This is a genomic window from Ruegeria sp. A3M17, from assembly GCF_003318255.1.
Classification (GTDB): domain Bacteria; phylum Pseudomonadota; class Alphaproteobacteria; order Rhodobacterales; family Rhodobacteraceae; genus Ruegeria.
On sequence record NZ_QOCF01000027.1, the window covers coordinates 17,858 to 43,620 of the forward strand.

A 25,763-nucleotide genomic window follows, 5' to 3' on the forward strand; every position below is an offset into this window, starting at 1 on the left:
TTTCAGTTTAACACAATTTTTCCTGGTCCGACCGCATGAGTCACAAACTCGAAAGACTGATGAACAAAACCTGGCCCACCCAGGCGGACACAGACATCACATGTGAGGGTAAGATGACCAAAGAACATGATCCCAAAGCCAAAACTGCAGAACCCGGATCAGACAATGGTCGCAAGGACCACATTCGCCGGTGGATTGATGGCAAAATGCGACGCTGGGTTGGGCGCGGTATTGCCGGGGGGCTTGGTTCGACTCTCATGGCGCTTCCCGCCTTGGCGCAGGCAACGATAGAAGAGCTTTATGCCTATCAGTTTGCAGAAACGATTCCCGGCGTTCAGTCAGTGAAGCTGCTGAAAAACGGGGATGTTCTGCTGAAGATGATTGATGGCAGTTCGATGATTGTCGCCGCGGAAAACGTTCAGGTTCTGGACAGTGGCGCAATCATGATCGCCGAAAATGCCGTGAGTGAAATTGCGCAATTCAGCCTGGCTGCCGAAGCAGGTGGTGCCGCCGCGGCGGGCGGCGGCATTAGTGGCGTCGGCGCTGCATTGGGCGGATTGGGCCTGGCTGGCGCCGCCGCGGCGGGGGCCGGCGGTGGCGGCGGTGGAGACGATGGTGATTTTCAACCCGCGCCGCCGGCACCGCCTCAGGTTTTGAATCTCGCGCAAGCGCAATCCACTGCGTTCAGCAGCACAGAGGCCAATATCAGTGTCCCGGATGGAACCGAAACGGTGGAACTTACGATCGGGTCTTTGGTCAAATCCGTGCCACTTGATCCCGATGGAAGTTGGAGCATTTCGCTGACAGCCGTCGAAGCGGCCAGTCTGCCACAAGGTGTTCAGAACGTCACGGTTCGCCACTTGGATAGCGGTGGGCAAGAACTTTCGGTCGAGACTGTGTCCTACGACATCGACACAATCCCCCCTACTCTGACAATTTCCGGTTTGTCGAACGGTGCGGTCATAAATGCGGAGGAAAGTGCAACGGATCTGACCGTCTCCGGGACGACAAACGCGGAAAACGGTCAGACCGTGACCGTCACTCTGAACGGCGAAACATACTCTGGCACCTTAGCCGATGGGCAATGGGTCGTCACCGTGCCTGCCAGTGATCTTGCCGCGTTGCCGGATGGGGAAACCATCGTGTTGACCGCAGATGTTTCAGATATGGCGGGGAACCCGGCAGCACAGATCAGTGACAGCATTGAGACTGATTTTACGGCGCCGACCGTTACCTTGGATCCTCTCCCCGTCGACAAAATCGAATTGGTTGACGTTCAGAACGATCTGGAGCTGAGCGGATCGACAACAGCAGCTGATGGCCGGGCAGTTATGGTCGAATTCGGGGGGCAGACCTATTCGACAACCGCCTCTGACGGTAGTTGGAGCGTCACTGTTCCATCCGCAGATCTTGCAAATCTGCCCTCAGGTACTCCGGCGTCGGTACGGGCCGTTGTCAGCGATGCAGCAGGAAACACTTCGGTTCCGGCAACAGCCTCGGTTCCGGTGGATCTGACTGGCCCCGCAATTTCCATATCGCCGCTATCGGTTGGGTCTGCCGTGAACGCGGCAAACGTCGGTTCGGATTTGATGGTATCGGGAATTACCGGGAACGTGGAAGACGGCCAGCAGGTGACAATCATGTTGGACGGCCAAAGTTACACCGGTGCAGTATCTGGCAACAGCTGGTCGGTGACCATCCCAGCGGCCGACCTTGGAGCATTGGCAGACGGGGGCGCGTTCACCATCACCGCAGATGTATCCAATGCGGACGGGCTCGCTGCCAATCAGGCGAATGCACCCGTGTCCAAGGATGTCACCGCCCCAACCCTGAGCATCGATGGGCTTTCCGATGGTGCCGTCCTGAATGCCGCTGAGCGTGACACAGACCTGACAATCACCGGGTCAACTGATGCAGAGGACGGACAGACCGTAACCGTATTGTTAAACGGCCAGGATTATACCGGCACGGTCTCTGGCGGGGTCTGGAGCGCGACTGTGCCAGCGGCTGATCTGACCGCGTTGTCCGATGGCGCAACAATCCCGATGACTGCAGACGTGACAGATGCGGCCGGAAACCCGGCGACACAAGCAACTGGCAGTTTTGACACCGACTTTTTGCCTCATTCCATCACCATCACCAATTTGTCCGATGGCCCGGTCATGAACTTGGCGGAGCGTGGTACAGATCTGATCGTCACAGGCACGTCCGATGCCCCGGACGGCACCACCATCACCGTGGAAATCGTCAGAGCAGATGGCACTGTTGACCTGAGCAATACCACAACGGTCAGTGGCGGTTCCTGGACGTTGGTTTCGCCGGCGGCCGGCCTAAATGGCCTGCAAGACGACGAAATTTACAGTGTGAATGCATCGGTTTCAGACACGGCTGGTAACAACGCGAGCGCGAGTGATGGATTTAGAACAGACTTCACAGCACCAACCGTGACGATCAACCCTCTGGCTGTCGGATCGGTTCTGGACGTCTCCGAAAGGGGTAGCGATCTGTCCATTTCCGGGGCGACATCGGCGGAAGAAGGGCAAATAGTCACCGTCATGCTGGATGGTCAACCATATACCGGTGTCGCCACTGGTGGCACTTGGTCGGTCACTGTACCTGCAGCGGATCTTTCCGGGTTGGCGGACAGTACAAATTTCCCCGTTTCGGCAACGGTCAGTGACCAGGCCGGCAACAGCGCCAGCCCGGCGACCACAACGCTCGCCACGGATTTCCGACCGCTGTTAGACCTGAATTCTGTAGGGACAAACAGCTCAGTTTCACTCAGCGACGCGCAGAGTTCCGGTGTTGTTGTGTCTGGAACATCCGTTGGCCTCGCCGCAGGCCAAGCGGTGAACGTAACACTCAACAGTAACTCGGTCGGCACCGCCAATGTCGCAGCCGATGGCAACTGGTCGCTTACAGTTCCGGCGTCGTGTTTCACAGGTTTTTCAGCCGGTGATGACCTGAACTTTCAGGCTCAGGCAACGGTTTCAGGCGGCCCTGATCCTTTACCTGCAACCGGTGAGGCGACGGCGCATGTACCGGGCGCATATGTCATTGCAGAAGCGGGTCGGAGCGGTTCGACAATCACGTACCAAGTTTTCGCAGACGCTGACCGCGACGTTTCCAGTGGGCTAGCGATGACGGTTGAGTTGGGATTTGATCCGTCAGTTGTGACATTCGACGCAGGATCCGATGTTGGGAACGGGGCTTTTGGTCTGTATCTATCCAACCCAGTTGGAGGCTCCGTGGTCAACTTCGCGGGTGTCGCGACCAGCTTTACGGATCTGAACCTACCCCTGGTGACATTCACCATGACCGTTCAGGACCCCAGCAAACCGGTTGAACTTTCGCTTACCACCCCGGATGGGGGTCCGACAACCGTCATAATCGGCACTGATGGAAATGACACTTTGGTCGCCAGCGATGTGGACAGCTTTGTTCGTGGTCAGGACGGCGACGACGCCATCAATGTCTCGGACGCGGGTCGCGACGTTGTTGTGTTCGAAGCCGCTCCTGCGGCCAACGGGGTGGACACGATCACCGGCTTCTCACTCGGCGCGGCAGCGGATGTCGCAGATGCGTTAATGTTCAGTGGCCTCGATCACTCTACTTTGCGCGGCGATGGCACGGACGTTGAGACATTAAATGTAGGCGGCGCGGTTGGTGCCAACACGGGCGTCATCGGCTTGACCACGGTCCTGGCCGACCTGTCGATCAATACCATCGAAACTGTCGTTGAAAGTTTGACGGGACTTCAAGCCGGTGACGAAATCTACGTACTCGCGACAGATGGAGACGACAGCGTTCTGGTCAGAGCCGACTATTCATCGCCGACTGCAGCCACCGTTGAAACCATGGCGCATTTTTCGGGTTTGGACGACCTGAGCGGCTTGAGCGAAGACAATATCCTGATCGCCGACCCTACCGGAGCAACGGCTTGATCAAAACACGGACTGCCGGTTTTTCAACCGGCAGCCATTCCATACACCAAGGAATCGAAAATGGCAGAGAATGGCCTGTTTCCAGTCACATATGAGCGGCACGGTGACAAATACTGGAAGCGTTTTTCATCTTACCACTTTGCGGAAACCCAGCAGGCTTGCTCGATTGTCGAGAAAGAGATTCTGCTCGTCGCGGCCACGTATCCGGTAATGTTTCGCGAAACCGGGGGGGAAATTGAACCTGTAGCACTATTGTCACTGAACCCGGACGCACAAACCCCTTTTGTGTCCGACGATGGCCGATGGTTGGCCACCTACATTCCGTCCGCGTTGCGGTGCCCGCCCTTTCAAGCAGGTTTGCCGAGTAATACGGATTGTGATCCGCAACTTCTGGTCGATGAATCTTCTGGTCTGGTCACCGACACTCCAGAGGACGAACCGTTCTTTACCGACGCTGGTGAGTTGCCCGCTGAACTTTCAAACATCCTCGGATTTATCCAAGCACGAGAGGCATCAGCCAAGAAAATTCGATCCGTGTGTAACGTCATTCAGGGGATGGGTCTTTTCGAACAAATGGCCAGCAACGAAAACGTCGCGCTGCCGACGGGGTTTCTGGTCCTGAATGTCCGACGCCTGAAGGCTCTTTCGCAGACAGAGAAGCTTGCATTGTTCGATGTCGGTGCAATTCAATTGCTGCACGCCCACCAAGTATCACTATCACACATTTCTTGGCTGTCGCAGGCACAGGAGCAGCTGGCAAAGCCAAAACTTCAAAAGCAATACACCGAAAATTCAGACATTTCCCGTTTCCTTACCGCCATGGCACACGCGCAAAATGACGAACTTTTAGTGGCTGGTGGGGTGTGAATATGCCTCTGATCAGCTGCAACCGTGGCCTAAAGTATCTTGCCTGCCTGTGTATTCCTTTAATGGCGGCTTGCGCACCTCCACCCGACCTTACGGGCGTAGAGGTTTCACTGTCAGCAGGTTCTGTTGGGGCTGGCGCGCAGCGCCCCATTCCACGCCTGACGCAAAGCGAATTTGGTCAACGGGTGCGGACGGCTGTCGAAACCAACCCAAACCTCGCGCAAAGCGCGACACGACTGGAAATCGCAGACGCTAACGAAAATGCGGCCAAGGGTGCTTTCCTTCCTCGCGTATCAATGGGCATCAATGCGCGATCACAGCGTGTGAATTCCGATATTGCAGACTTCACCCCGTATCTGCGCGTTTCGCAACTCGTCTATGATGGAGGCGCCGCGTCAGGCGAACTGGCTGCGGCTCAGGCTCGCGTCCTCGAAAGTCGGGGCGGTCAGTTGCAAACCGCAGCGGCGCTGGCCCTTGCCGCGATCGAAGCGTATGTTGTGGTCCTTGATCGGCGCAAAATCCTGGAAATCTCGGCCCAGAACGTTGAGGTGCACGCCGAGATCGTGCGCCAGATCACTGAACGTAACGCGCAGGGCGTAGGGTCGAGTGCCGACGTTTTGACTGCGCGCTCGCGTATGGCAGACGCGCGTACGCAGCTTGCCGATGCAGAAGCTCGGACAGACAGGGCAGAGGCACAGTACCAGGAAATATTCGGGCGACCTCCGGGGACACTTACCGCTCCGGTCGCGGCACCCAAGCTGACCAGAACGGAATCGGAAATCGTTTTGGACAGCCCACAAGTACGACATGCGAATGCCGCCTTGGTAGTCGCAAAGGCCGAGCAAACCGCAGCCATTGCACAACGGCAGCCAGGTGTAGAGATCGCGGCTTTTGCAGATCGCGATGACAGCAATGACGCCAATTTCGGTGTCGACCTGTCCGTTAACTATGAACTGGACAGCACCGGTCAACGTAAGGCCGCCATAGCTGCTGCCCAAGCTCAGGTAAAAGAGGCCGAATTCGCCCGCGAGACGTTAATTCGAGAAATCCGCCGCGAGTTAGAGTTCATTCGATCAGATCAGGACGCAGGTGCGGTTCGCTTGCAAGCGGCTCGTTTGGCTGCCCAGGCCAACGCCGAAAGCGTTGAAGCTGCACGGGCCCAATTCACCATCGGTCGACGCAGCCTGGTCGAGATACTGGATGCCCAGCGAGATTATGTGAACGCACAGCAAAGGCTGATTTTGGCGGAACAAAGCTTCTTCCTCACAAACTACGCCGCCCTCAGTTTGACCGGGGACATCCTGGATTATCTCGGTATTTCAATTGCAAACACAGGTGAAGATTCATGGCCGCGTTAAAACCTTTAACACCTAAACAAGAGCTTTCTCAGTTGGAAACCTGCCTGCTGCACGTCGCCGCGCATCTTGATCGCTCACTCACGGTCGGGGCATTTCACGCTGCGCAATCCGGCACCACAGGCCATTTGACCCAGCGCGATGCAATTGAAGTGGCCCGCCATGCCGGGTTGCAGGCGGGATTTGGGTCGCGAAAAATTGCGGATTTCGATGACACACTGGTCCCAGCAATTTTTTTGTTGGAGGACGACAAAGCAGTTGTGTTTCACGGGCGTACTAAGAGCGGCCTTCTTCTGATTTTCGACCCTGAGATGGGTGAAGGCATCGGGGAAGTTGAAGAAACAGTTTTAGGGAAAAGCTACACCGGCTACGCACTTTTGTTTCGGCGCAGCCACAATGAGGAATCGCCGGATCGAAACAAGACCGCATCCGGGCATTGGTTTTGGTCGGCCATGTTGGCAAACCGCTGGTCCTATGCGCAAGTGGTGCTTGCTGCGGCGGTAGCGAATTTCCTGGGCCTTTCCACATCCGTTTTCATCATGGTCGTCTATGACAGGGTCCTTCCGAATGAAGCGACGGAATCCCTTATCGCACTAACCGCAGGGGTTGGTCTTGCCCTTTCTTTCGATTTCGCCCTCAAACTCTTGCGCGCCGGCTTTATTGATCGGGCAGGGCAAAAGGCCGACATGTTTGTGGGGCGGCGCGTTTTTGACCAGGTTTTGAACATCAAAATGAAATCGCGGACCGGATCGACCGGCGCAATGGCCAGCACGATCCGCGAATTTGAAACTCTGCGCGAGTTTTTTACGTCGGCAACTCTAGTAGCCCTCGTGGACCTGCCCTTCATCGCCCTCTTTATATTGGTCATTCACCTCGTTGGTGGACCCCTGGCGCTGATACCTGCCCTCGCCGTTCCGATTGTTTTGATTGCGGGCCTGGCAGTGCAACCAATGTTATCGCGTTTGGCCGAAAAAAGTTTTGCGGACGGTCAGTCAAAACAATCCGTTCTGGTCGAGACGGTTTCCGGTCTTGAAACCATCAAAACAACCGCAGCAGCCAGACAAATGCGGGCGCGCTGGGAAGATGCAATCGAGCGCCAGTCCTCGCATGGAATCCGCAGCCGGACAGTTACCCAATTCGCATTGAATCTGACGGGCTTCACGCAACAGGCGGCGCAAGTCCTGATTGTTTTCTTCGGCGTATTCCTGATCACCGAAGGGCAGGCGAGTATGGGTGCGCTAATCGCGTCCGTAATGCTGACTGGACGCGCGCTGGCGCCACTGGGGCAGCTTGCCCAGACACTCACACGTGTGAACCAGGCGCGCAGCGCGTATCGAAATCTGAACGCATTGATGCAGGCAGAAAATGAGCGGCCCGAAGGGCGCAACTGGATCAGTCGACCGCATGTTAGAGGCCGCATTTCATTCAAGGATGTGCATTTTGCCTATCCCGAACAAGCCGATGATGCCCTTTCAGGTGTCTCTTTCGACATAGAACCAGGTGAAAAAGTTGCCATTCTGGGCGCGATCGGATCAGGGAAAAGCACCATCGCGCGTCTGATGCTCGGTTTATTCGAGCCGAGGACCGGTTCGGTAATGCTGGATGGGGTCGATATCCGTCAGATTGACCCTGGCGACCTACGTCGCAATGTCGGTTCAGTTTTGCAGGACGTTTGGCTTTTTTCCGGCTCAATTCGCGAAAACATTGCCAGCGGCGCGATCCGGCCAAGGGATCAAGATTTGATCAGAGCGGGCCAGGTGGCCGGGGTTGAAGATTTTATCGCGCAATGCCCCAACGGCTATGACCAACAACTGGCTGAACGTGGCGAAGGCATATCGGGCGGCCAGCGTCAAGCCATTGCGCTTGCCCGCGCGCTGATTGGACGCCCACCAGTGTTGCTGTTGGATGAACCGACCAGTGCAATGGATGTGAAGACTGAAGCCGAGGTTATCAAGCGACTGAAACAAGAAACCAATGACGCCACAATGGTTATCGTCACACATCGGACCAGCCTGCTTGATCTGGTCGACAGGGTCATTGTGGTCGAACGCGGTCGGGTCGGCGCAGACGGCCCAAAAAGCATGCTGACCCAGCGCGCGCGCGCAACAGGGAGGCATCTGAATGTCGCGGCATCCTGACCTTGCCATGATGGCAAGAGAAATGCGGGGGAAATCTCCGTTGGGGGGATCTCTCCTGTTGCTTGTTATCCTTGCCTGTCTCATCTCCGCCGGGCTTTGGGCCTATATGACGGAACTGGACGACGTGACGCGAGTGGATGGCCGGATTGTGCCGTCGGCGGACGTTCAGCTGATCGAGGCAACAGAACCCGGAGTTTTGCAATCCTTGCACGTCGCGGAAGGGCTGGTTGTCGACAAGGGAACACTGTTGATGGAGTTCGACACAACTCAGATCGACAGCCAGTTGAGCCAGGAACAACAGCGCGCATTTGGATTGATGGCTCGTGCCCAAAGATTGCAGGCAGAGATTGACGGCACCCAACTTATCTTCTCAGGAAAGCTTATTGAAGGTGCGCCAGAAGTCGTAAGTTCGGAAACTGCTTTGTATCAGGGCCGGCAAGCGGAACTGGCTGCTGAAATCGCCATTCTGGAGCGACAGCGTGAGCAGCGACATCGCGAGTATGAGGAAGGACTGGCGGACCAGGTGACGGCCGAAGAGACGCTTGGGATTCTGGCCGAAGAACGCGCCATCATGACCCCCTTGGTGGAAAAACGGATGGAGCCTGCGACAACGCTTTTGTCGCTGCGCCGCAGTTCCGCTGAATGGGAGGGTCGCAAGGTCCGTGCAGTTGCAGTGACCAAAAGGTTGAAAACCGGACTGGAAGAAATCGACGATCGTATTCAAGCCGCACATAGCAGGTTCCGGAGCGCAGCTCTGACCGACCTTGCGGTCTCGACATCCGAACTCGCAGCACTTCGGCCGTCCTTACCGGCCTTGCAAGACCGCGCGGATCGCGCACAGATCAGATCACCCGTGCGGGGAATCATAAATCGCGTTCACCGGACAACGATTGGCGGTTTGGCACGCAGCGGCGAAGAGCTGATCGAGATTGTTCCACTGGACGACAGGCTTCTGGTCGAGGCCTATGTTCGCCCCGAAGATATCGCGTTTTTACACGCAGGCCAGCCTGTTAAGGTGAAAATTACGGCCTATGACTTTGCGCGTTACGGCGCGCTGGATGGTGAGATCACCCGCATAGGCGCGAACACTGTGACAAGGCCCGAACGTAATGATGAAGAGGTATTCGTCATCGAGATCCAGACACGTCACGCTATTCTGGACGCAAGCGGCGTAGCCGTTGAGATCATCCCGGGGATGATTGCCGAAGTGGATATCTTATCAGGCAAAAAAACGGTTCTGGACTACCTTTTGCAACCCGTAATCAAGATCAAGGATCGCGCTCTGCGCGAATAATTAAGCACAGAGCCAAACGACAAGTTGGCACCTCAAGTTTTAACGCGGCAGGGCGTCGTTTTGACCATTGCCTACCATTCAACATCACCCAAAAAAATATATCCGGCACCATAAATTGTCTTGATCAGGCGAGGGTTTTTGGGGTCTTCGCCCAGTTTGGTCCGCAACCTGGAAATTCTGACATCCATCGCACGATCAAAACTGTCGCCGGCAGCACCACCCAGAGCATCTTGCATCTGAGTGCGGCTGATCAATCGCTTGGGACTTTCCAGAAACAGCCTCAAAACTTCGCCCTCTGCATGGCTGAACGGGGTCTCGGCGCCGGATCCGTCTTCTAGGATGTAGCGATCAAAATAGGCCGTCCAGCCGTTGAAACGCGCCACGTCAGACTGTGTGTTCTGCGCCTTGGGGGACCGCAACCGTGCCCGAATGCGCGCCACAACTTCGGCCGGGTCGAACGGCTTGGTAATATAGTCATCCGCCCCCAATTCCAACCCGGTGACACGATCCTGTACCTGCGCGCGACCGGATATGATGATCACCGAAGCTCCCTGCTCCAGTGCCAGCCGATGGACCAGTGCCAATCCGTCCGTATCCGGCAGTGACAAATCAACCAAACATACGTCCGGCGTAACCCGTTTGAGCGACGCTTCGAATTCCCGCGCGCGCGCGAAGCTCTGGGTGCGAAAGCCTGCTTCTTCAAGCGCGTCGGTCAGAATGCGCCGTATCTCCGGCTCATCATCGACGATGGTCACCAGCGGTTGGGTCATCAGGCAGCCTCGTCACGGATTAGGGCGGACAGTTGCGCCCGGGTGAAGGGTTTCCGCAGCACCGGCGCACGTTTCAGCGCCTCGCGATACAACGGATCGGCATAAGGCAAGGATGTCATCAGGATACGGGGCAAGGCGGGCTCCAGTTTTGCCAAAAGATCCAAACCCGTCTCCTGCCCTTCAAGGCGAATATCGGACAGCACCAAAGCAATGTCTTTGACATCATTTGCCAGGGCGATGGCCTCGTCACAAGATGTCGCCTCAATCACTGCAAACCCGATGTCGACCAACATATCGCGGAATTGACTGCGCAGATCGTCGCTGTCTTCGACCAACAGGACCAACCCTTCCTGTACTGGCGGGGCTGTTCGATACGGCAGGCGCAAAATGACCGATGCACCTGACGGAGTATTGCGCAAACTCAGGTCTCCGCCGGCCAGCTTGACCGTGTCGTAGACCATCGGCAGACCAAGACCCGACCCTTTGTCGCCTTTGGTTGTGAAAAATGGGTTCAGGGCCTTGTCCAACGCATCTTTCGAAAACCCGAGGCCAGTGTCTGACACTGCGATTTCGGTCCAGATCTCAGCGATTGTGTGGGCGCTAATTGTGATCTGCCCGGTCTCGCCACAAGCATCGCGCGCGTTTAGCACGAGGTTCAGCAAGGCGTCCTGAACCATCCCGGGATCCAGCATAAGGGCTTTGTCCGGCAATGTATTGACGACCGACAAGCCGACACCGCGCGGCAAGGAGGGAGAGGCCAGGATGCGCAAATCCTCGAGCAATCCGCGCATGTCCGTCGCTTTGGGTTGAGGTGTCCGGTTACCCGTCATGTCGGCGATGCGATTCAGCAACTGTCCACCCCTGCGCGCTGTCTGCTTGGTCGCGTCGATCAGCTCACGGGCGTCTTCCGGCAATTCCATCTTTTCCAACCGAGACTGCATGCCCAGAATAATGGTCAACAGGTTCGAGAAATCATGCGCCAACCCACTTGTCATCTGTGCGGCCATTGCGCGGCGGCGGGTCTGTTGCAGCGCGACACGCGCTTGCGTTTCCTCGGTGATGTCGACGGACATGATGTAAACACCACCTTCGCCATCAGGTGTGAAGGATACGCGAATGCGCCTGGAATCCTGATCTTCGGTAAATTCAAAAACGGAGGTTTCCCCGGCATAGGCCTTTTTCAGATGCGCCTGGACGCGTGTAAAAGCGACAGATCCCAACGCTTGAGAAATATGCATACCCAAAATCTCGGACGGGCGACCTGGCATGACCGAGTTTAGCCGCCGGTTGGAGTAATCGTAACGGCCTTCGGCATCCAGATGTGCAATATGGGCCGGCATCATCTCGGTCGTCATACGGGTGCGCGCTTCGATCTCGGTTAATTGGCGTTTGGCTTCTTCCAGCGCCGAATTTGTTGCGGCCAGTTTTCTGTTCGCTGCTGACAGCTCCTCTGCCCGGTCAAGCAATTGACCAGACAGCTCTTCGGAACGGGCACGCAACAGGGCCTCAGCCTGTTTGGTATTGGTGATGTCCGTGTAGACCGCCACCCATCCGCCTTTGGGCAGAGGGGCCCCTTCGACCGATATGACCTGGCCATTGGCCCGAACACGTTCGATATAGTGAGATTCGAAGGTCAGAGCTTGATTGACACGCAGATTGACAGCCGCTTCGACATCATCGACATCGCCGTATTCGCCGCTGGATGCGAGGTGTCGGATTGTGTCGCTGAACAATGCGCCGGGCTGAACGAGATGGTCCGGCAAATCGAACATCGTCTGAAACGGTCGATTGCTGACCACCAGCCGAAGCTGGCTGTCATAAATTGACAGGGCCTGGCCGATCAGATTCAGGCCAGCCGTCGTCATGGATTTTATCTGTTGCTCGGTTATTTCCAAATCCATCCTCCCCGCGACACATGCGTAACACCGGATCTGCTACAGGTGTAGAGGGCAACAGCGCGACAGGTTGGAAAAACGGGTCGCACATATTTTGCGTTCAATACCTGGATTTGGTCTTGGGACCATCCGCAGTAATGGAATCCAGGGACAGTGTATGATCCATATTTTGCATGCGATGGCGCAACATTTGTCTGGATAGGCTCATCAAGACCGACATATATTCGGGATCATTTGCTTTGTTCCGCAATTCTCCACCATCCTGCTGATCAAACAGCATGGGCGGAAGGTCTGCGGCGAATTCGACCAGAGTGAAACGCTCATCCCTCAGGATGCCAAGGCACGAGTCGCTGTTACCCGTCCCCAAAACCTGCTGCCAGATTGTTGGCTGCTCGGGTTCGGCAAAATCCAATTCGCTGAAGGAATATGTGCGCCAATCGTCGGGGATTTGCCCTTGCATCAGCGGCAGTAACGACCGGCCGTCCATGGAATTTGGGATCGGCTGGCCGATCCAATCCAATATAGTCGGCGTTATGTCGATGGATTCCGTCGGTACCGAGATCACCGACCCGGCATGCGATTGATTGTTGGGGTCCCTAATCATCAATGGCGTTTTATAGGCGGCGTCAAAGACCGCCATCTTGCCCCAGCTGTGTCGGTCGCCCAACATCTCTCCGTGGTCCGCAGTGATGACAACCATCGTGTTGTCGTATTGGTCACTATCCTTCAGGAACTGGACGACACGCCCGATGTGATGGTCAACCTCGGTCGCAAGGCCCAGATAAACGGCGCGCAGCGTTTGGATGTTTTCAAGCGTCGGCTCAACCCCGTCAAAGCCCAGAACAAAGTCACCGGCGGACGTATTGTCAATTGTCGGGCCAATAAACGGGTGCATCGCCCGTTCATCCATCGGATCAGAGAACCCTTCGGGTCGGGGCAAGGTCGCTGGGTCATACATATCGTTGTAGGGTGCCGGGGCGACCAAAGGCGGATGAGGTCGAATATAGGTCAGATGGGCAAACCAGTTTTTGCCAACATAAGGCGCCATGCTGTTCAGAAACACATCCGTCAGAAAGGCTGTATCACTGTCTTCAGCCCGATACATCGCCGGGTCATTCAACCGGGGATCAACCCCATCCGGCGCGACCGGCTTGTGAACATCCCAGTAGTCTTCGAACGCAAAACCCTTTTGCATCAGATGTCCGCGCCAAGGATAGGATTCCTCCAACCGCATTTCGAGGACCTCATGAAACCCAGCCATTGGGTGTTCATAGGATTTCAGGATCGGATCGTTGTGGTCATGAACCCTAGGGTCGGCGGATGTATCCGTGTATCCAAACAGCATGGGCAGGTAGCCAGCTTTGCGCATTTCGGTCGCGATGTTCGGGGTATCATGCCGCAACGGGGTTCCATTGCGAACCGACCGGTGGTTCATCGCATATTGCCCGGTTAGGATTGACACACGCGAAGGGCCACAGGGGTTGGTCACCGAAAAATGCCGGTCAAAAGTCACCGCCTCGTCCATGAATGCACGCAGGTTTGGCAGATCGACATGGGCCGCTAAAGCGCCGTTCAGACAGTCGGCGCGCAACTGATCTATGATGATGAACAAAACATTCTTAGCGTGCCGCATTTCGCTCTCCCTGATTCCACGTTAGTGGCGCCAGAGCGAACTCTGTCTTGGTTCGCAGAACCCCGCAACACCTGAGTCACGAGCCATCGGATTTTCGCACCGCGCACCTTTGCAACAGAAGCAACAGATTTTTTTGAAATGAACTTGCACCGGCCGGCATAGTTGAGCGCAAAACCAACCACAACGATGGTTTTGGTGTCTGGAGATGTCACTTAGACGCTATTGAGCGGCAAGAAATACAACGTAGTTCGCAAAAATCCGTTGCAGGTCAATGTCCTTTGCCATCACATACGCTCATGACGCAGCCAGTGATACAGTCGGACCGTGACGCCAACGGCGTGTACCTGCGGGTTTCGGGTGATCTGGTGACTCAATCCCTGGACATGGTCGAAAAGGCGTTTGAAGGGTTTCGAGCAGACAGTAACGAACTAACTGTCGATCTTTCGAAGGTCGGAGCACTGGATACCGGTGGCGCATGGCTAATTGCCGATGTTGCGCGGCGCGCAAAGGCAAGTGGCGCAAACGTACATTATGAAGGGTTAAAGCCCGCTCATTCCGCTCTTTTAGAGACTGTGGCGGAAAACATTCCCGACGACCCCGGTGTGGCAACTGAAAAGCGCAGTTTTACCGACTGGGTCGCAAGTGTCGGGGAACGCACCGCCCAGGCCGGAAAAGACATGTTATCCCTGCTAGGCTTTCTAGGTCTGACGCTGCATCGCCTTGTCCGTACAATTCTAATGCCGCGCCGTCTGCGCAAAGCGGCCTTGGTCTCGCAAATGGAAGAGACCGGCCTCAAGGCTATCCCGATCGTTGCTCTTATGGGGTTCCTGATCGGCGTCGTATTGGCCTTTCAGGGCGCGACCCAGCTAAAGCAGTTCGGCGCCGAGATTTTCGTGGTCGAACTGATTTCGATCTCAGTTTTGCGTGAGCTCGGCATTTTGCTGACAGCGATCATCGTTGCGGGGCGTTCAGGCTCGGCTTTTACCGCCTCAATTGGCTCGATGAAGGTTCAGGAAGAGATCGACGCAATGCGCACGTTGGGTTTGGACCCAATCGAGGTGTTGGTGATCCCGCGTGTTGTTGCCCTTTTGATCATGCTGCCGATCCTTGGCTTTATCGCCGACCTTGCCGCCCTGATCGGCGGCGGATTGATGAGTTGGATTGATCTGGGTGTCAGCCCCGGCATGTTCGTCACGCGTCTTAAAGAAAACACCGGTATTTGGCAATTCGCCATCGGCATGATCAAGGCCCCCTTCTTCGCCTTGGTCATCGGCGTTATTGCTTGCTGGCAGGCAATGCAGGTCAAGGGGTCTGCCCAATCCGTCGGGCAACGAACCACGGCTTCGGTTGTGCAATCCATCTTTCTGGTGATCGCTTTGGATGCTTTGTTCTCGATCTTCTTTTCGGTGATGGAGGTCTGAGATGGACGGCACGACGCTGGAACGGACATCCCATACAGGCGCTCAGCGCGAAGCGGTGATCCGCGTTCGTAATCTTACAAACCAGTTCGGTCCGCAAGTTGTACATCAGAACCTAAATCTGGACGTTTGGCGTGGTGAAGTTCTGGGCATTGTCGGCGGATCGGGAACTGGCAAATCGGTTCTGCTGCGCACGATTGTGGGCCTGAACAGACCCGCGGCGGGCAGTATCGAGGTGCTGGGTGTCGACGTATTGAACGGCCCAGAGCAGGAACGCCGCCGGATCGAGCGCCGCTGGGGTGTTGCTTTTCAGGACGGGGCTTTGTTTTCCTCACTGACGGTTTTGAAGAACGTGATGGCCCCGCTACGCGAACATACAGGGTTGAGCGAAAGCCTGATGTGCGCGCTTGGCAACCTGAAGATCAGCCTTGTCGGATTGCCGCAACTAAGTTGCGGTAAATTGCCTTCCGAATTGTCCGGAGGGATGCGCAAACGCGCCGCCCTTGCCCGCGCCTTGGCGTTGGACCCCGAGATCGTATTTCTGGACGAGCCAACCGCGGGCCTCGACCCAATCGGCGCGGCTGCGTATGACGAGTTGATCGGTGAATTGCAGCATGCTTTAGGCTTGACCGTCTTTATGGTTACGCATGACCTCGATAGTCTTTATGCCATTTGCGATAGGGTCGCAGTGCTCGCAGAAAAACGGGTTCTGGTTGAAGGTCCGATTGAAGAAATGACCAAAGTCGACCATCCTTGGGTTCAAGAGTATTTCACCGGCCCCCGGGCCCGCGCGGCGCAAGAGAAGGGGCAGGACAGGTAAAGGCTATGGAAACCCGGGCAAACTATATCCTGATTGGCGCGTTCACAATTGCGGGCATCCTTGGTGCCTTCGGGTTTTTCCTATGGCTCGCGAAATTCGAGGTGTCGCGCCAATACGCATATTATGACGTTCTGTTCGAAAACGTATCGGGCCTCTCCTCCGCAGGTGGCGTAAGTTTCAATGGCTTGCCCGTTGGTCAGGTGATCTCGTTGAACCTGGACGAGGACGATCCGTCAAAGGTTCGCGTAAAGATTGAAGTTGATGCCGACATACCCGTCACCGAAGATACCATCGCGCAGCTACAATCTCTGGGTGTCACAGGCGTAAGTTATGTTGAGCTGACGGGTGGCAAAAGCGGTGACAAACCCTTGCCCGAAAACAGCGTTATCAAAAGCAAACGCAGCGCAATTCAATCATTGTTCGAAGGCGCCCCGAAAGTTCTGGATGAGGCGGTTACCTTGCTTGAGAGTCTGAATTCGGTCGTTGACGACAAGAACCGCCAATCCGTCAGCGAAATATTGGACAATCTGGCTTCTGCATCCGGTAGGCTGGACAAAACGTTGACAGATTTTGAAAGCTTGTCCACCGACCTTGGTAGCGCTGCCAAGCAACTGGGCAACTTTACAACGCGGCTTGATAAATTGGCCGATACAGCCGAAACCACCCTGACGACAGGGACAGACACACTCAAAAGCGTAAAAACTGCATCCGAGTCCGCGACAGAAACACTGAACAGCGCCAAGACTACAATCGAAACCGCCGATCGCATAATACAGGACGACGTGAAACCATTTATCGATCGGGCCTCGACATTGGCAGAACGCCTGACCGGCCTGTCTGACGAAGGCAGCGTTGCCTTGGCGACCGCGACCGAGACCTTTGTAAATGCAAACAAAACACTGGGGTCGATCACGGCAGCGATGGATACAGCAAACACCACATTGGCTTCTGCGGAACGCGCTTTTGACTCGGCCAATGAGGTCATCAACAAAGACGTCGGTGCAGTCATGGACGATATCCGCAATGCGGCCAATCAGGTCGCCTCGACGGTGTCTAATGTCACAAGCAAGTTGGACGAAATTTCGGCAGATATCCTCAATGCATCGCGATCGGCGTCCGAGTTGCTGGGCACCATCGACGGCATCGTTCAGGACAACCGACGGCAATTGTCCGACTTCCTCCGCGTCGGCCTGCCGCAATTCACACGTTTCGTAGAAGAGTCGCAACGATTGGTAATCAGCCTGGATCGGCTGGTGGACAAGGTCGAACGTGACCCGGCACGCTTCTTACTGGGAACCCAAGCTTCGGAGTTTCGCCAATGATCAGGCTGTTTCTTTTGGTTCTGGCGTTGGGGTCGCTGGGCGCGTGCACCGGGTTGGGCACGCTGAGGCAGGCATCCAAGCCAAACGATCTGTATCTTTTGACGCCGAAAAGCACCTTTTCGTCTTCTTTGCCGCGTGTACAGAAACAAATCGTTGTACAGGAACCAACTGCAACGGCGGCGGTCAATACCGATCAGATCGCTATTCAGCCGACCCCATTGCAGGTGCAGTATCTACCGCGCGCCAGATGGGTCGACCGTGCACCGCTTATCGTACAGGCGCTGTTGGTCGAAAGCTATGAAAACAGCGGCAAGGTGGCCGCTGTTGGTCGCTCAACCGTGGGCCTGCGCGCCGATTATGTCATCGTTCCGGACCTGCGCGAATTTCAGGGGTTCGTTGTCAGCGATGTTGAGGGGACAAAAACCATCCGCGTTGAAGTGCGCATGAACATTAAGATCATTGATGAATTCGAAGACAAGATCATCGCGTCCAGTTCATTTCGGGAAGTTGTTGCCTCTGCCAGCGATGCGACGCCTGACCTTGTGAAAGCCTTTGACGATGCTTTGGGCAGGACCATGCGCGACGCCGTAGAGTGGAGCGTGCGCCGGATCAACACACATGCGGCCAACAACCAAAGATCGTATTGACGGGACACGGGCGCTGCCCAACGCAGCGCCCCATTGCCGCTGTTACCTTGACAACGTTTGCGCAAGCCGCATGAGCGTGGCAGCTTCGACCCTGTACCCAAAAGGATCTTCGCCACGCGCAGCGTTTGCCAATCCGATCGCGTCGTCGTAGGACCAGTTCCCCAGATATTCTGCACCGCGCAATAACTGCCCGAAACCGGCGATGGCATAGGAAAAGCGGACATCATCAGTGACCTCACCTTGCGTCGCCGCAATGGGCTGTTCGATCAACTGGCTCAGGTCCGCGCCGGGCATTTTGTAACGCAGCTTAAAGAACCCGATCTCATCCGAACGATCGCGTACCGCTTGGGCACCATAGCGCAACGGGTCGTTCAGGATGGCGTTTGAACCAACAGGCGTGACCTCGTAAATCGCCGTGACCGAGTGACCTGCACCGATATCGCCGGCGTCCATTTTGTCATTGGTGAAATCTTCCCGACGCAACGCGCGCGTCTCGTATCCTATCAGGCGATATTCGGCGATTTGCGACGGGTTGAACTCGACCTGGATTTTGACGTCGTTGGCGATTGGAAACAACGCGCCGGTCAACTGGTCCACCAGGACTTTTTGCGCCTCGCTCAGCGTGTCGATATACGCGGCTTGTCCGTTTCCGTTCTGGGCAAGCGCCTGCATCGTAGCATCGTCCAGATTACCCCGCCCAAAACCCAATATACTCAGAAACGTACCGCTGTCGCGTTTATTTGCTATGAAGTCTTTCAGCGTATCAGGATCAGACAAGCCAACATTGAAATCCCCATCCGTTGCCAGGATGACGCGCGTAACCTCGTCGTCGGCGCTCATGCTTTCGGCTACCTGATATGCCTGTTGCAACCCGGCCTGACCTGCGGTCGAGCCGCCTGCCTCCAGCTGGTCGAGCGCGCCAAGGATATTGTCTCGTTCCACGGCCGCGGTGGGTTCCAGAACCTGCCCCGCGCTACCGGCATAAGTCACGATCGAGACCTCGTCCTCATCTCGCAACTCTGACAGCATCAAACGGAACGATTGTTTTAACAGTGGTAGTTTGTTGGCATCATGCATCGATCCCGAGGTATCGATCAGAAAGACCAGATTAAGCGGTGGTCGGTCCTCAATCTGCGGCAATGCCCCTTGGATACCGATATGCACAAGTTGAGTGCCCTCATTCCAGGGCGTCGGTGTTACAGTGATCGTCGGCCGGAATGGCGCATCCCCTTCTGGTGCGGGGTACGAGTAAGGAAAATAGTTTACCATCTCTTCGACACGGACGGCATCCTTGGGTGGAAGCTGACCGCGCATAAGAGAGGACCGGACGATCGAATATGAGGCCGTATCAACGTCAATTGAAAAGGTGGAAACAGGCTCTTGACTGGTGACTTTCAGAGGATTGGCTTCAGCGTTTGAAAACGCCTCGGTATCCGGGAGGGGCAGAAATCCCACCTCTGGTTCACCCATCATATGAGTGGCATCGCCCGAGGCGACGCCAAGTCGCGCAGTGTTTTCAGCAACCAAGCCCGAAACGCCTTGCTGAGGGGCGGCCGCTTTGGATCGCACGGGCGCGGCATACTCTTCAACTACGACCGGGGCCTCAACGACGGGTTCTTCCAATGCGGCAGAATCTGCTTCGGGTGCGGGCACAGGGCTTTCGCTGCGCGATAGGGGCTGCACAACGATGTCGCGGGATTGCGGCACGAACATGATCAGCGCAACAGCGGCAATTGCGGTTGTCGCGGTTAGGGCGCCGCGATGGGACAAAGCATTCAACATGGATTTCGCTCCTTCTGTCATGCGGGCCATTGGGCCTCGCTTAACAGTCGGACGCATCGCAGCATGCGATCCTTGGCTGTGTGCAAAATTTTTCTGAGCCAGTTTCAAGTTTTGCGCCCGTCGTTCGGCATCTGGTGCCGGCGTCGCAGCATCCATCAAGGCTTTGAAGTCATCAAGATCATCGGTCATGGTGCCAATTCCTCTTGTCGCAGGGCGCGCAGACGTTTGCGAATGTCGGACATGCGCCAGGACACGGTGCCTTCGGACACACCCAGAACTGCAGCAGCTTCGGCGTGTGTCATTTCATCCTCTAATGTCAGGGCCAGTGTGTCTTGCAAATCGAGTGGCAGAGACCGCATGGCGCGCTGCAACCAATCCATTGCTTGGGCTGTTTCTGTCGCCTCTGCCCGCCGCATGTGCTCCACATCACCCCACCCTGCGGCAGCGCGACTGCGACTTGCCTGGCGGCGCCGAGCGTCCTCAGCCGCGTTGACGACAACGCGATAAAGCCAGGTCGTGAACTTGGCCTGCGCCCGAAAGCCCGCGATTTTGGCGGGCAGCGCCGCACAGATATCCTGTGTCAGATCCTCGGCCTGATCAGCCCGTCCGGTCAGACGGAAAGCCAGACGAAAGACCCGGTCGTAATGGCGTTGCAACAGGGTCGCAAACGCATCAGCGTCCCCGTCCGCGGCGGCCCTGGCCAAGTCCTCATCCGATGTTTTCATACGCATCACACTGAGTATGACGGATCGAAAACGTCAATCCTTGGCGAAATAGCCAAAAAATTAAAAGCGGGCGGCCGAGGCGAGTTTCCAATCGGCCGCGTAGTCGGACGGAATGGTGTCGGTCAACAAAACGCCCTCGTCAATAAGGGTATAGAGTTCGGCATAAGACCGTTCCCGCTCGTCTGCCGTGCGGCGGCGGATATCTACCGGGTGAAGGTCCGACACCTTGTCTTTGCCCATAGCGCCCAAAAGTTCGCGGAAGCTTTCCAATGTCGCATCGTGAAAGCGGTGTACGCGCTGGCGTTTTTGGGGAACATTGACCGCCCTGCCCCGTATCGGGTCCTGTGTGGCAACGCCGGACGGGCAGCGGTTCGTATTGCAATGCAGCGCCTGAATGCACCCCACGGCAAACATCATCGCGCGCGCTGCGTTACACATGTCCGCCCCCAGCGCAAATTTCTCGACCATGTCGTAGCCGGTGGCTACCTTGCCCGAACAGATGATCCGGATTTTGTCGCGCAAACCGACACCGCGCAGGCAATTGTTGACGAATATCAGCGCCTCGTTCAGCGGCATGCCCAAACGGTTGGTGAATTCGACCGGGGCGGCACCGGTACCGCCTTCGGCACCGTCAATTGTGATGAAGTCCGGCAGGATGCCTGTTTCAATCATCGCCTTGCAAATCGCCATGAATTCGGACGGCCTGCCAATACACAGCTTGAACCCGATTGGTTTGCCGCCAGACATTTCCCGCAGATGCTGCACAAAATGGATCAGACCGGTCGGGCCTTCGAAGGCAGAGTGGGTGGGCGGGGATATCACGTCCTGATGCTCGGGCACGCCACGAATTTCGGCAATTTCCTGATCCACTTTTGCGGCAGGCAACACCCCGCCATGCGACGGCTTGGCCCCCTGCGACAGCTTGATTTCAATCGCTTTGACAACGTTCTTTTTTGCCTTTTCGGCAAACAGGTCCTTGTCAAAACCACCCTCGGGCGTGCGGCAACCAAAGTAGCCTGTTCCGATCTGCCAAATGATGTCGCCACCCTCGGCCAGATGGTGTGGGGACAGACCGCCTTCCCCGGTGTTATGCGCAAATCCCCCGTCCTTGGCCCCGCCATTTAGGGCCCGGATCGCATTGGCGCTGAGCGCCCCAAAGCTCATGGCGGATACATTCAGCCGCGAGGCGCTGTATGGCTGCGTACATTGCGGACCGCCCAGTAGGATCCGTTCTTCGCTTTCATCCACATGTTTGGGCGCCAGCGAGTGGTTGGCACGATGATATCCGACTGACAGGACGTCGTACTGCGTACCAAAGGCCTGTGTATCCACCTGTCCCTTGGCACGCGAGTAGACAAGCGATCGTACGATCCTGTTAAAAGGGCGGCCGCTTTCGTTGGTTTCCACAAAATACTGTCGGATTTCCGGGCTGACGAACTCCAGCATATACCGGAAATGCCCCAGAACCGGATAGTTGTTCAGCACGTTATGCTTGGTCGTCAGCATGTCGTAAAGGCCGATCACGGCATATGGAATGAGCACCACCAGCAACCAATGGGCGGGTGGCCAGAAAAAACCCCACAACAGGGTCAGCGGCAGACACACATATGCAATGAAGTAATAGAGTCTGCGTACAATCATTCGTGCTCTCCCAAGGTCGCGTGTTTTCCGGCCTGCTGTAGCAGGCGAGGTGTTCGCCAAACGTGGGCCAAATCGCTGTTAGATTGCAAGCGATTGTGCCCGCCTTCACGTAATCGGGCGAAGATGTGAAATGTGGCGCGGACATTGGTCACGGTTGATCTGGGTAACGTCAGCTATTATGCCCGAAGAAACGGGATAGGTGCAGGACGGCAGGCTGTGACACAGAAACGAACGCATGTTCGGACCACGGCATTGATGTTCGGAGCCGTGTTCATTGGTGGCGCAGTTGGGTCGCTGCTGCGCGAGTTATTCTCGGTGAGCATACCGCATGCCGGATTTCTGACGCAGACCTTTGGCATCAATATCGTGGCCTGCTTCATACTGGGGTGGCTGTATTCGGTGCGAAACCGCGTCCATGCCCATGTGCTGCATCTTGGAGCTGTCGGCTTTTGTGGCGGCCTGTCGACCTTTTCCTCGTTTGTTGCGGAATTGGAGCGGTTGGCATTGTCCAACATCTGGGTTGCGGCTTCGGCCGCCGCGTTAGAAATCGCGGTGGGGCTGGCCGCTGCCATTCTGGGTGAGGCTATCGGAAGGCGCTTTCATCCGCCGAGGGCGACTGAATGAGCGAATTGTTCCTGCACGCGATGTTCGGGTTAGGCGGCGGTTTAGGGGCTGTTTTGCGCCACTGGATCGCTCTGCGGATTGTTCATGACCTGCCGTTTTCGACCCTGATTGTAAACGTTCTGGGTAGCCTGCTGCTGGGGTTGTGGATCGGCTATCTCGGCGGATCAATAGAGATGGGCGAAGAACAAAAACGCCTGGTCTTCGGCTTTTGTGGTGGCTTCACGACTTTTTCCAGTTTTGCCTACCAGTCCCTGGAACTCAGACGCGAGCGGACCATCGCGCTGGCGGCGGGCAACATTGTGCTTAGTTTGGGAATATGCTGGGCGGCCTTGGTATTTGGCCTGTTTCTGATGCGTTAATGTGCAGGCACTGACGCCTGCGTTCCAGGTTTAGGTGCTTTGCAAAAGAACAGCAGCGGAATGGTCGCCAATGCCAAAAGCCCGAGATTGTTGAAGACTGTCAGATATGAGATCAGTTCAGCCTGCTGAGCAATTTCCTGTCCCAGAATAGCTGCCCCCTGCGCACTGTCCGGTGTCAGGTTCAGTGGAGCAAGATAGGCTTGCGCGGCCGGGTTATAGGGCGTCACGTTTTGGCTGAGCACAGCCGTGTTTGTTTGAAGGCCCCGAACAACCCAAGTTCCGACCAAGGAAATTCCAACCGATGAGCCAAGCTGACGGGTCACATTGAACAGGCCGGATGCCTCGTCCTGCCGCGATTTGGAGATGCTTTCGAAGGCCAATATCGACATTGGTACAAAAACCAGCCCCATTCCCAGACCGCTTACTGCCCCTGGCCAGGCCAGCTCCCAAAATCCCGCATCCATGTTGAGCGCCCCCATCATGAAATTGCTGACAGCCGTCAAAAGCATACCCAGCCCCGCCAGGACGCGCGGATCGAAACGCGTTACCAAAACAGCGCCGGTCAAGACCATCGACAGCCCGGCGGCGACCCCTCGTGGGATAAACAGATGACCCGATGTGATGACTGGATAGTCCAGCAAGTTCTGAACGAAAGTCGGCAGGATCGCGATACCTCCGAACAGGGAAATGGCAAATCCGGCGATAACCAGATTGCACAGCGCGAAATTGCGGTCCGCGAAAAAACGCAAATCGACAACCGGCTTTTCCGTGGTCAGCACGTGAATGATGAACCCAAACGCGCCCAAAACCGACGCGATGAGGGCAACCTGAATGACACGCGATGACAACCAGTCCTTGGTCTCTCCCTGATCCAGAACAAATTGCAGGCAGCCTATGCCAATGGCCAGAAGGGCAAGGCCTTTCCAATCGATGCGAACCTCTTCGGTTTCGTCGTCTGGCAACTCTCCGGCCAACAAAAGCAGTGCCATCGCGGCTACCGGCAAGTTCACGAAAAATACCATCCGCCACGAGAAATATTCGGTCAGGATAGCCCCTACTGTGGGCCCCAACACCGGGGCTACGACGACTCCCAAACCGAAGACCGCCATCGCCTGCCCACGTTTTTCGCGGGGGTAGGCGTCGAAAAGAATGGATTGGGACAACGGGATCAGAAACGCCCCGAACATGCCTTGGGCCAGGCGAAAGGCGACGATGGTCTCAAGGCTCCAGGACAGGCCACACATGACCGACATCGTCGCGAACCCGGTCACAGCGGTCAGGATCAGACGTCGACGGCCGACACGGCGGGCGACAAAGCCCGTCAGTGGCATGATCACAACGGCCGACACGATATAGCTAGTCAGTATCCACGTGGCCTGATCGGTTGTTGCGCCGAATGCCGCCTGAATATGGGGCAGCGCAACATTGACGATTGTACTGTCGAGCACCTCAAGAATAGCGCTAAGGACAACAGCAACCACAATCACCGGATTGATGTGGCCTGCTGCCGGGGATGTCATTTTTGGGCCTGCGGTGTGGTATCCACGGTCACCTTGCTACTGCCACCTACACGCAATGGGGCATCCGTAGGATCAAGTTCAACCCGCACCGGAAACCGCTTCGTGACCTTAACCCAATTGCCACTGGCATTCTCGGACGGCAAAAGCGAGAACGTATCCCCCGACCCCCGCCCGATTGACGCAACTTTGCCCGTCAGGGTCACGCCCGGTAACAAGTCGATCTTGACAGTGACGGGCTGCCCCGGACGAATGCGCGGCAGAGAAGTCTCTTTGAAATTGGCGTCTACCCACCAATCAGACGACTCGACGATGGAAAACTGCGGTGCGTTGGCTGAAACCGAAGATCCAGGTCTGAGTGTCAGGTTAGCGATCCATCCATCTGCCGATGCAAAGATCTTGGTCCAATTTTGATTTGCCTGCGCAATTTCCACTTGGGCTTGCGATGACAGAATATCATCCTGTTTTGCCGCTAGACCGCTTTGCAAGGCCAATAGAGCGGATTGGCTTGTGGTAAGCTGCGCCGCGGCGCGCGCAAATTCCGAACTCGACTGATCCAGTGATGCTTGTGCAATATCACCATCTGAAAACAGGGCCTTAGCACGTTCCAGATTGCTTTGGGCGGTGTTGTAGGCCGACTGCGTGCTGTCGACCACCGCTTGTGCAGCCGCGATCTGCGTACCGTAAGACTGCGCCTGCTGCACCGCGCTGTCGAGGTTGGCCTTGGCCTGATCGACCGAAGCTTTGAATTGCGTATCGTCGATTGTGAACAGCAAGTCCCCGGTTTTGACCGGCTGGTTCTCAATCACCAGCACTTCGGCAACCTGACCGGTGACTTGTGGTGCCACGTATATGATGTTCGCCCCCACATAGGCGTCATCGGTCGAAGGGTAACGTTCCTGATGGCGCCAGTACAAGAAAAGGCCAGCGGCAATTGCGCCCGAGATGACCACCGCACCAACGACCTTAAGAGATTTCATGAACCGGCCCCCTTCGTTCAACTCTGCCAGAC

The 25,763-nt window shown here is 56.1% G+C and carries 19 protein-coding genes; 11 read left to right on the forward strand and 8 right to left on the reverse strand.

Annotated features, from left to right (window positions below; all coding sequences use genetic code 11):
* Positions 1-35: 35 nt before the first annotated feature.
* The 5 genes from DS906_RS14005 to DS906_RS14025 are packed head-to-tail and all read left to right on the forward strand — an operon-like array spanning position 36 to position 9,598.
* Positions 36-3,944: an Ig-like domain-containing protein gene (locus tag DS906_RS14005; RefSeq protein ID WP_233494794.1), complete on the forward strand. Its 3,909-nt coding sequence runs from the start codon at positions 36-38 to the stop codon at positions 3,942-3,944.
* Positions 3,945-4,004: 60 nt separating this feature from the next.
* Positions 4,005-4,811, forward strand: coding sequence for a SapC family protein (locus DS906_RS14010; protein ID WP_113790762.1), 807 nt, complete (start codon positions 4,005-4,007; stop codon positions 4,809-4,811).
* A 2-nt stretch (positions 4,812-4,813) separates the two neighbouring features.
* Positions 4,814-6,169, forward strand: a complete 1,356-nt coding sequence (locus DS906_RS14015; RefSeq protein WP_113790763.1) for a TolC family protein — start codon at positions 4,814-4,816, stop codon at positions 6,167-6,169.
* On the forward strand, positions 6,157-8,304 hold the full coding sequence (locus DS906_RS14020; RefSeq protein WP_113790764.1) for a type I secretion system permease/ATPase: 2,148 nt from the start codon (positions 6,157-6,159) through the stop codon (positions 8,302-8,304). The genes DS906_RS14015 and DS906_RS14020 overlap by 13 nt, the downstream gene beginning before the upstream one ends.
* A gap of 22 nt (positions 8,305-8,326) precedes the next feature.
* Positions 8,327-9,598 (forward strand): HlyD family type I secretion periplasmic adaptor subunit, encoded by a 1,272-nt coding sequence (locus DS906_RS14025; protein WP_255415409.1) that lies wholly within the window; start codon positions 8,327-8,329, stop codon positions 9,596-9,598.
* A 71-nt stretch (positions 9,599-9,669) separates the two neighbouring features.
* Here the strand turns inward: DS906_RS14025 and DS906_RS14030 are convergent, their stop codons facing one another.
* The 3 genes from DS906_RS14030 to DS906_RS14040 form a co-directional block, all read right to left on the reverse strand.
* A complete protein-coding gene (locus tag DS906_RS14030; protein ID WP_113790766.1) occupies positions 9,670-10,368 on the reverse strand; it encodes a response regulator transcription factor in 699 nt (232 codons plus the stop codon).
* A complete protein-coding gene (locus tag DS906_RS14035; protein ID WP_233494796.1) occupies positions 10,368-12,233 on the reverse strand; it encodes a PAS-domain containing protein in 1,866 nt (621 codons plus the stop codon). Before DS906_RS14035 ends, DS906_RS14030 begins: the two co-directional genes overlap by 1 nt.
* A gap of 130 nt (positions 12,234-12,363) precedes the next feature.
* Complete coding sequence (locus DS906_RS14040) at positions 12,364-13,896, reverse strand: sulfatase-like hydrolase/transferase (RefSeq protein ID WP_113790767.1); 1,533 nt, start codon at positions 13,894-13,896, stop codon at positions 12,364-12,366.
* A 296-nt stretch (positions 13,897-14,192) separates the two neighbouring features.
* Here DS906_RS14040 and DS906_RS14045 point away from each other — a divergent pair, with 296 nt between their 5' ends.
* Genes DS906_RS14045 through DS906_RS14060 form a run of 4 tightly spaced genes read left to right on the forward strand, consistent with a single transcriptional unit; the run spans position 14,193 to position 18,103 of the window.
* Positions 14,193-15,317, forward strand: coding sequence for an MlaE family lipid ABC transporter permease subunit (locus tag DS906_RS14045; protein ID WP_058277195.1), 1,125 nt, complete (start codon positions 14,193-14,195; stop codon positions 15,315-15,317).
* A 1-nt stretch (position 15,318) separates the two neighbouring features.
* The gene (locus DS906_RS14050; protein WP_113790768.1) at positions 15,319-16,134 is read left to right on the forward strand and encodes an ABC transporter ATP-binding protein; all 816 of its coding nucleotides are present in this window, start codon (positions 15,319-15,321) and stop codon (positions 16,132-16,134) included.
* Positions 16,135-16,139: 5 nt separating this feature from the next.
* Positions 16,140-17,456 (forward strand): MlaD family protein, encoded by a 1,317-nt coding sequence (locus DS906_RS14055; RefSeq protein WP_113790769.1) that lies wholly within the window; start codon positions 16,140-16,142, stop codon positions 17,454-17,456.
* Positions 17,453-18,103, forward strand: a complete 651-nt coding sequence (locus tag DS906_RS14060) for an ABC-type transport auxiliary lipoprotein family protein (RefSeq protein WP_109310978.1) — start codon at positions 17,453-17,455, stop codon at positions 18,101-18,103. The genes DS906_RS14055 and DS906_RS14060 overlap by 4 nt, the downstream gene beginning before the upstream one ends.
* A gap of 42 nt (positions 18,104-18,145) precedes the next feature.
* On the opposite strand, the gene DS906_RS14065 is transcribed toward DS906_RS14060, so the two are convergent.
* The 3 genes from DS906_RS14065 to DS906_RS14075 are packed head-to-tail and all read right to left on the reverse strand — an operon-like array spanning position 18,146 to position 22,251.
* Entirely contained in the window at positions 18,146-20,074 is a 1,929-nt protein-coding gene (locus DS906_RS14065) for a VWA domain-containing protein (RefSeq protein ID WP_113790770.1), read from the reverse strand.
* Entirely contained in the window at positions 20,071-20,610 is a 540-nt protein-coding gene (locus DS906_RS14070; protein WP_113790826.1) for an RNA polymerase sigma factor, read from the reverse strand. The genes DS906_RS14065 and DS906_RS14070 overlap by 4 nt, the downstream gene beginning before the upstream one ends.
* Positions 20,611-20,670: 60 nt before the next feature.
* Positions 20,671-22,251, reverse strand: coding sequence for an FMN-binding glutamate synthase family protein (locus DS906_RS14075; RefSeq protein ID WP_113790771.1), 1,581 nt, complete (start codon positions 22,249-22,251; stop codon positions 20,671-20,673).
* Between the two features lie 132 nt (positions 22,252-22,383).
* Here DS906_RS14075 and DS906_RS14080 point away from each other — a divergent pair, with 132 nt between their 5' ends.
* Positions 22,384-22,875, forward strand: a complete 492-nt coding sequence (locus DS906_RS14080; protein WP_233494797.1) for a CrcB family protein — start codon at positions 22,384-22,386, stop codon at positions 22,873-22,875.
* Entirely contained in the window at positions 22,872-23,234 is a 363-nt protein-coding gene (locus DS906_RS14085) for a CrcB family protein (protein ID WP_113790772.1), read from the forward strand. The genes DS906_RS14080 and DS906_RS14085 overlap by 4 nt, the downstream gene beginning before the upstream one ends.
* Here the strand turns inward: DS906_RS14085 and DS906_RS14090 are convergent.
* Both DS906_RS14090 and DS906_RS14095 read right to left on the reverse strand, forming a co-directional pair.
* Positions 23,231-24,754 carry a DHA2 family efflux MFS transporter permease subunit gene (locus DS906_RS14090; RefSeq protein ID WP_113790773.1) on the reverse strand — a complete coding sequence of 508 codons (1,524 nt, stop codon included), beginning with the start codon at positions 24,752-24,754 and terminating at the stop codon, positions 23,231-23,233. The genes DS906_RS14085 and DS906_RS14090 overlap by 4 nt on opposite strands.
* Positions 24,751-25,731: an HlyD family secretion protein gene (locus tag DS906_RS14095; RefSeq protein WP_113790774.1), complete on the reverse strand. Its 981-nt coding sequence runs from the start codon at positions 25,729-25,731 to the stop codon at positions 24,751-24,753. The genes DS906_RS14090 and DS906_RS14095 overlap by 4 nt, the downstream gene beginning before the upstream one ends.
* Between the last annotated feature and the right edge of the window lie 32 nt (positions 25,732-25,763).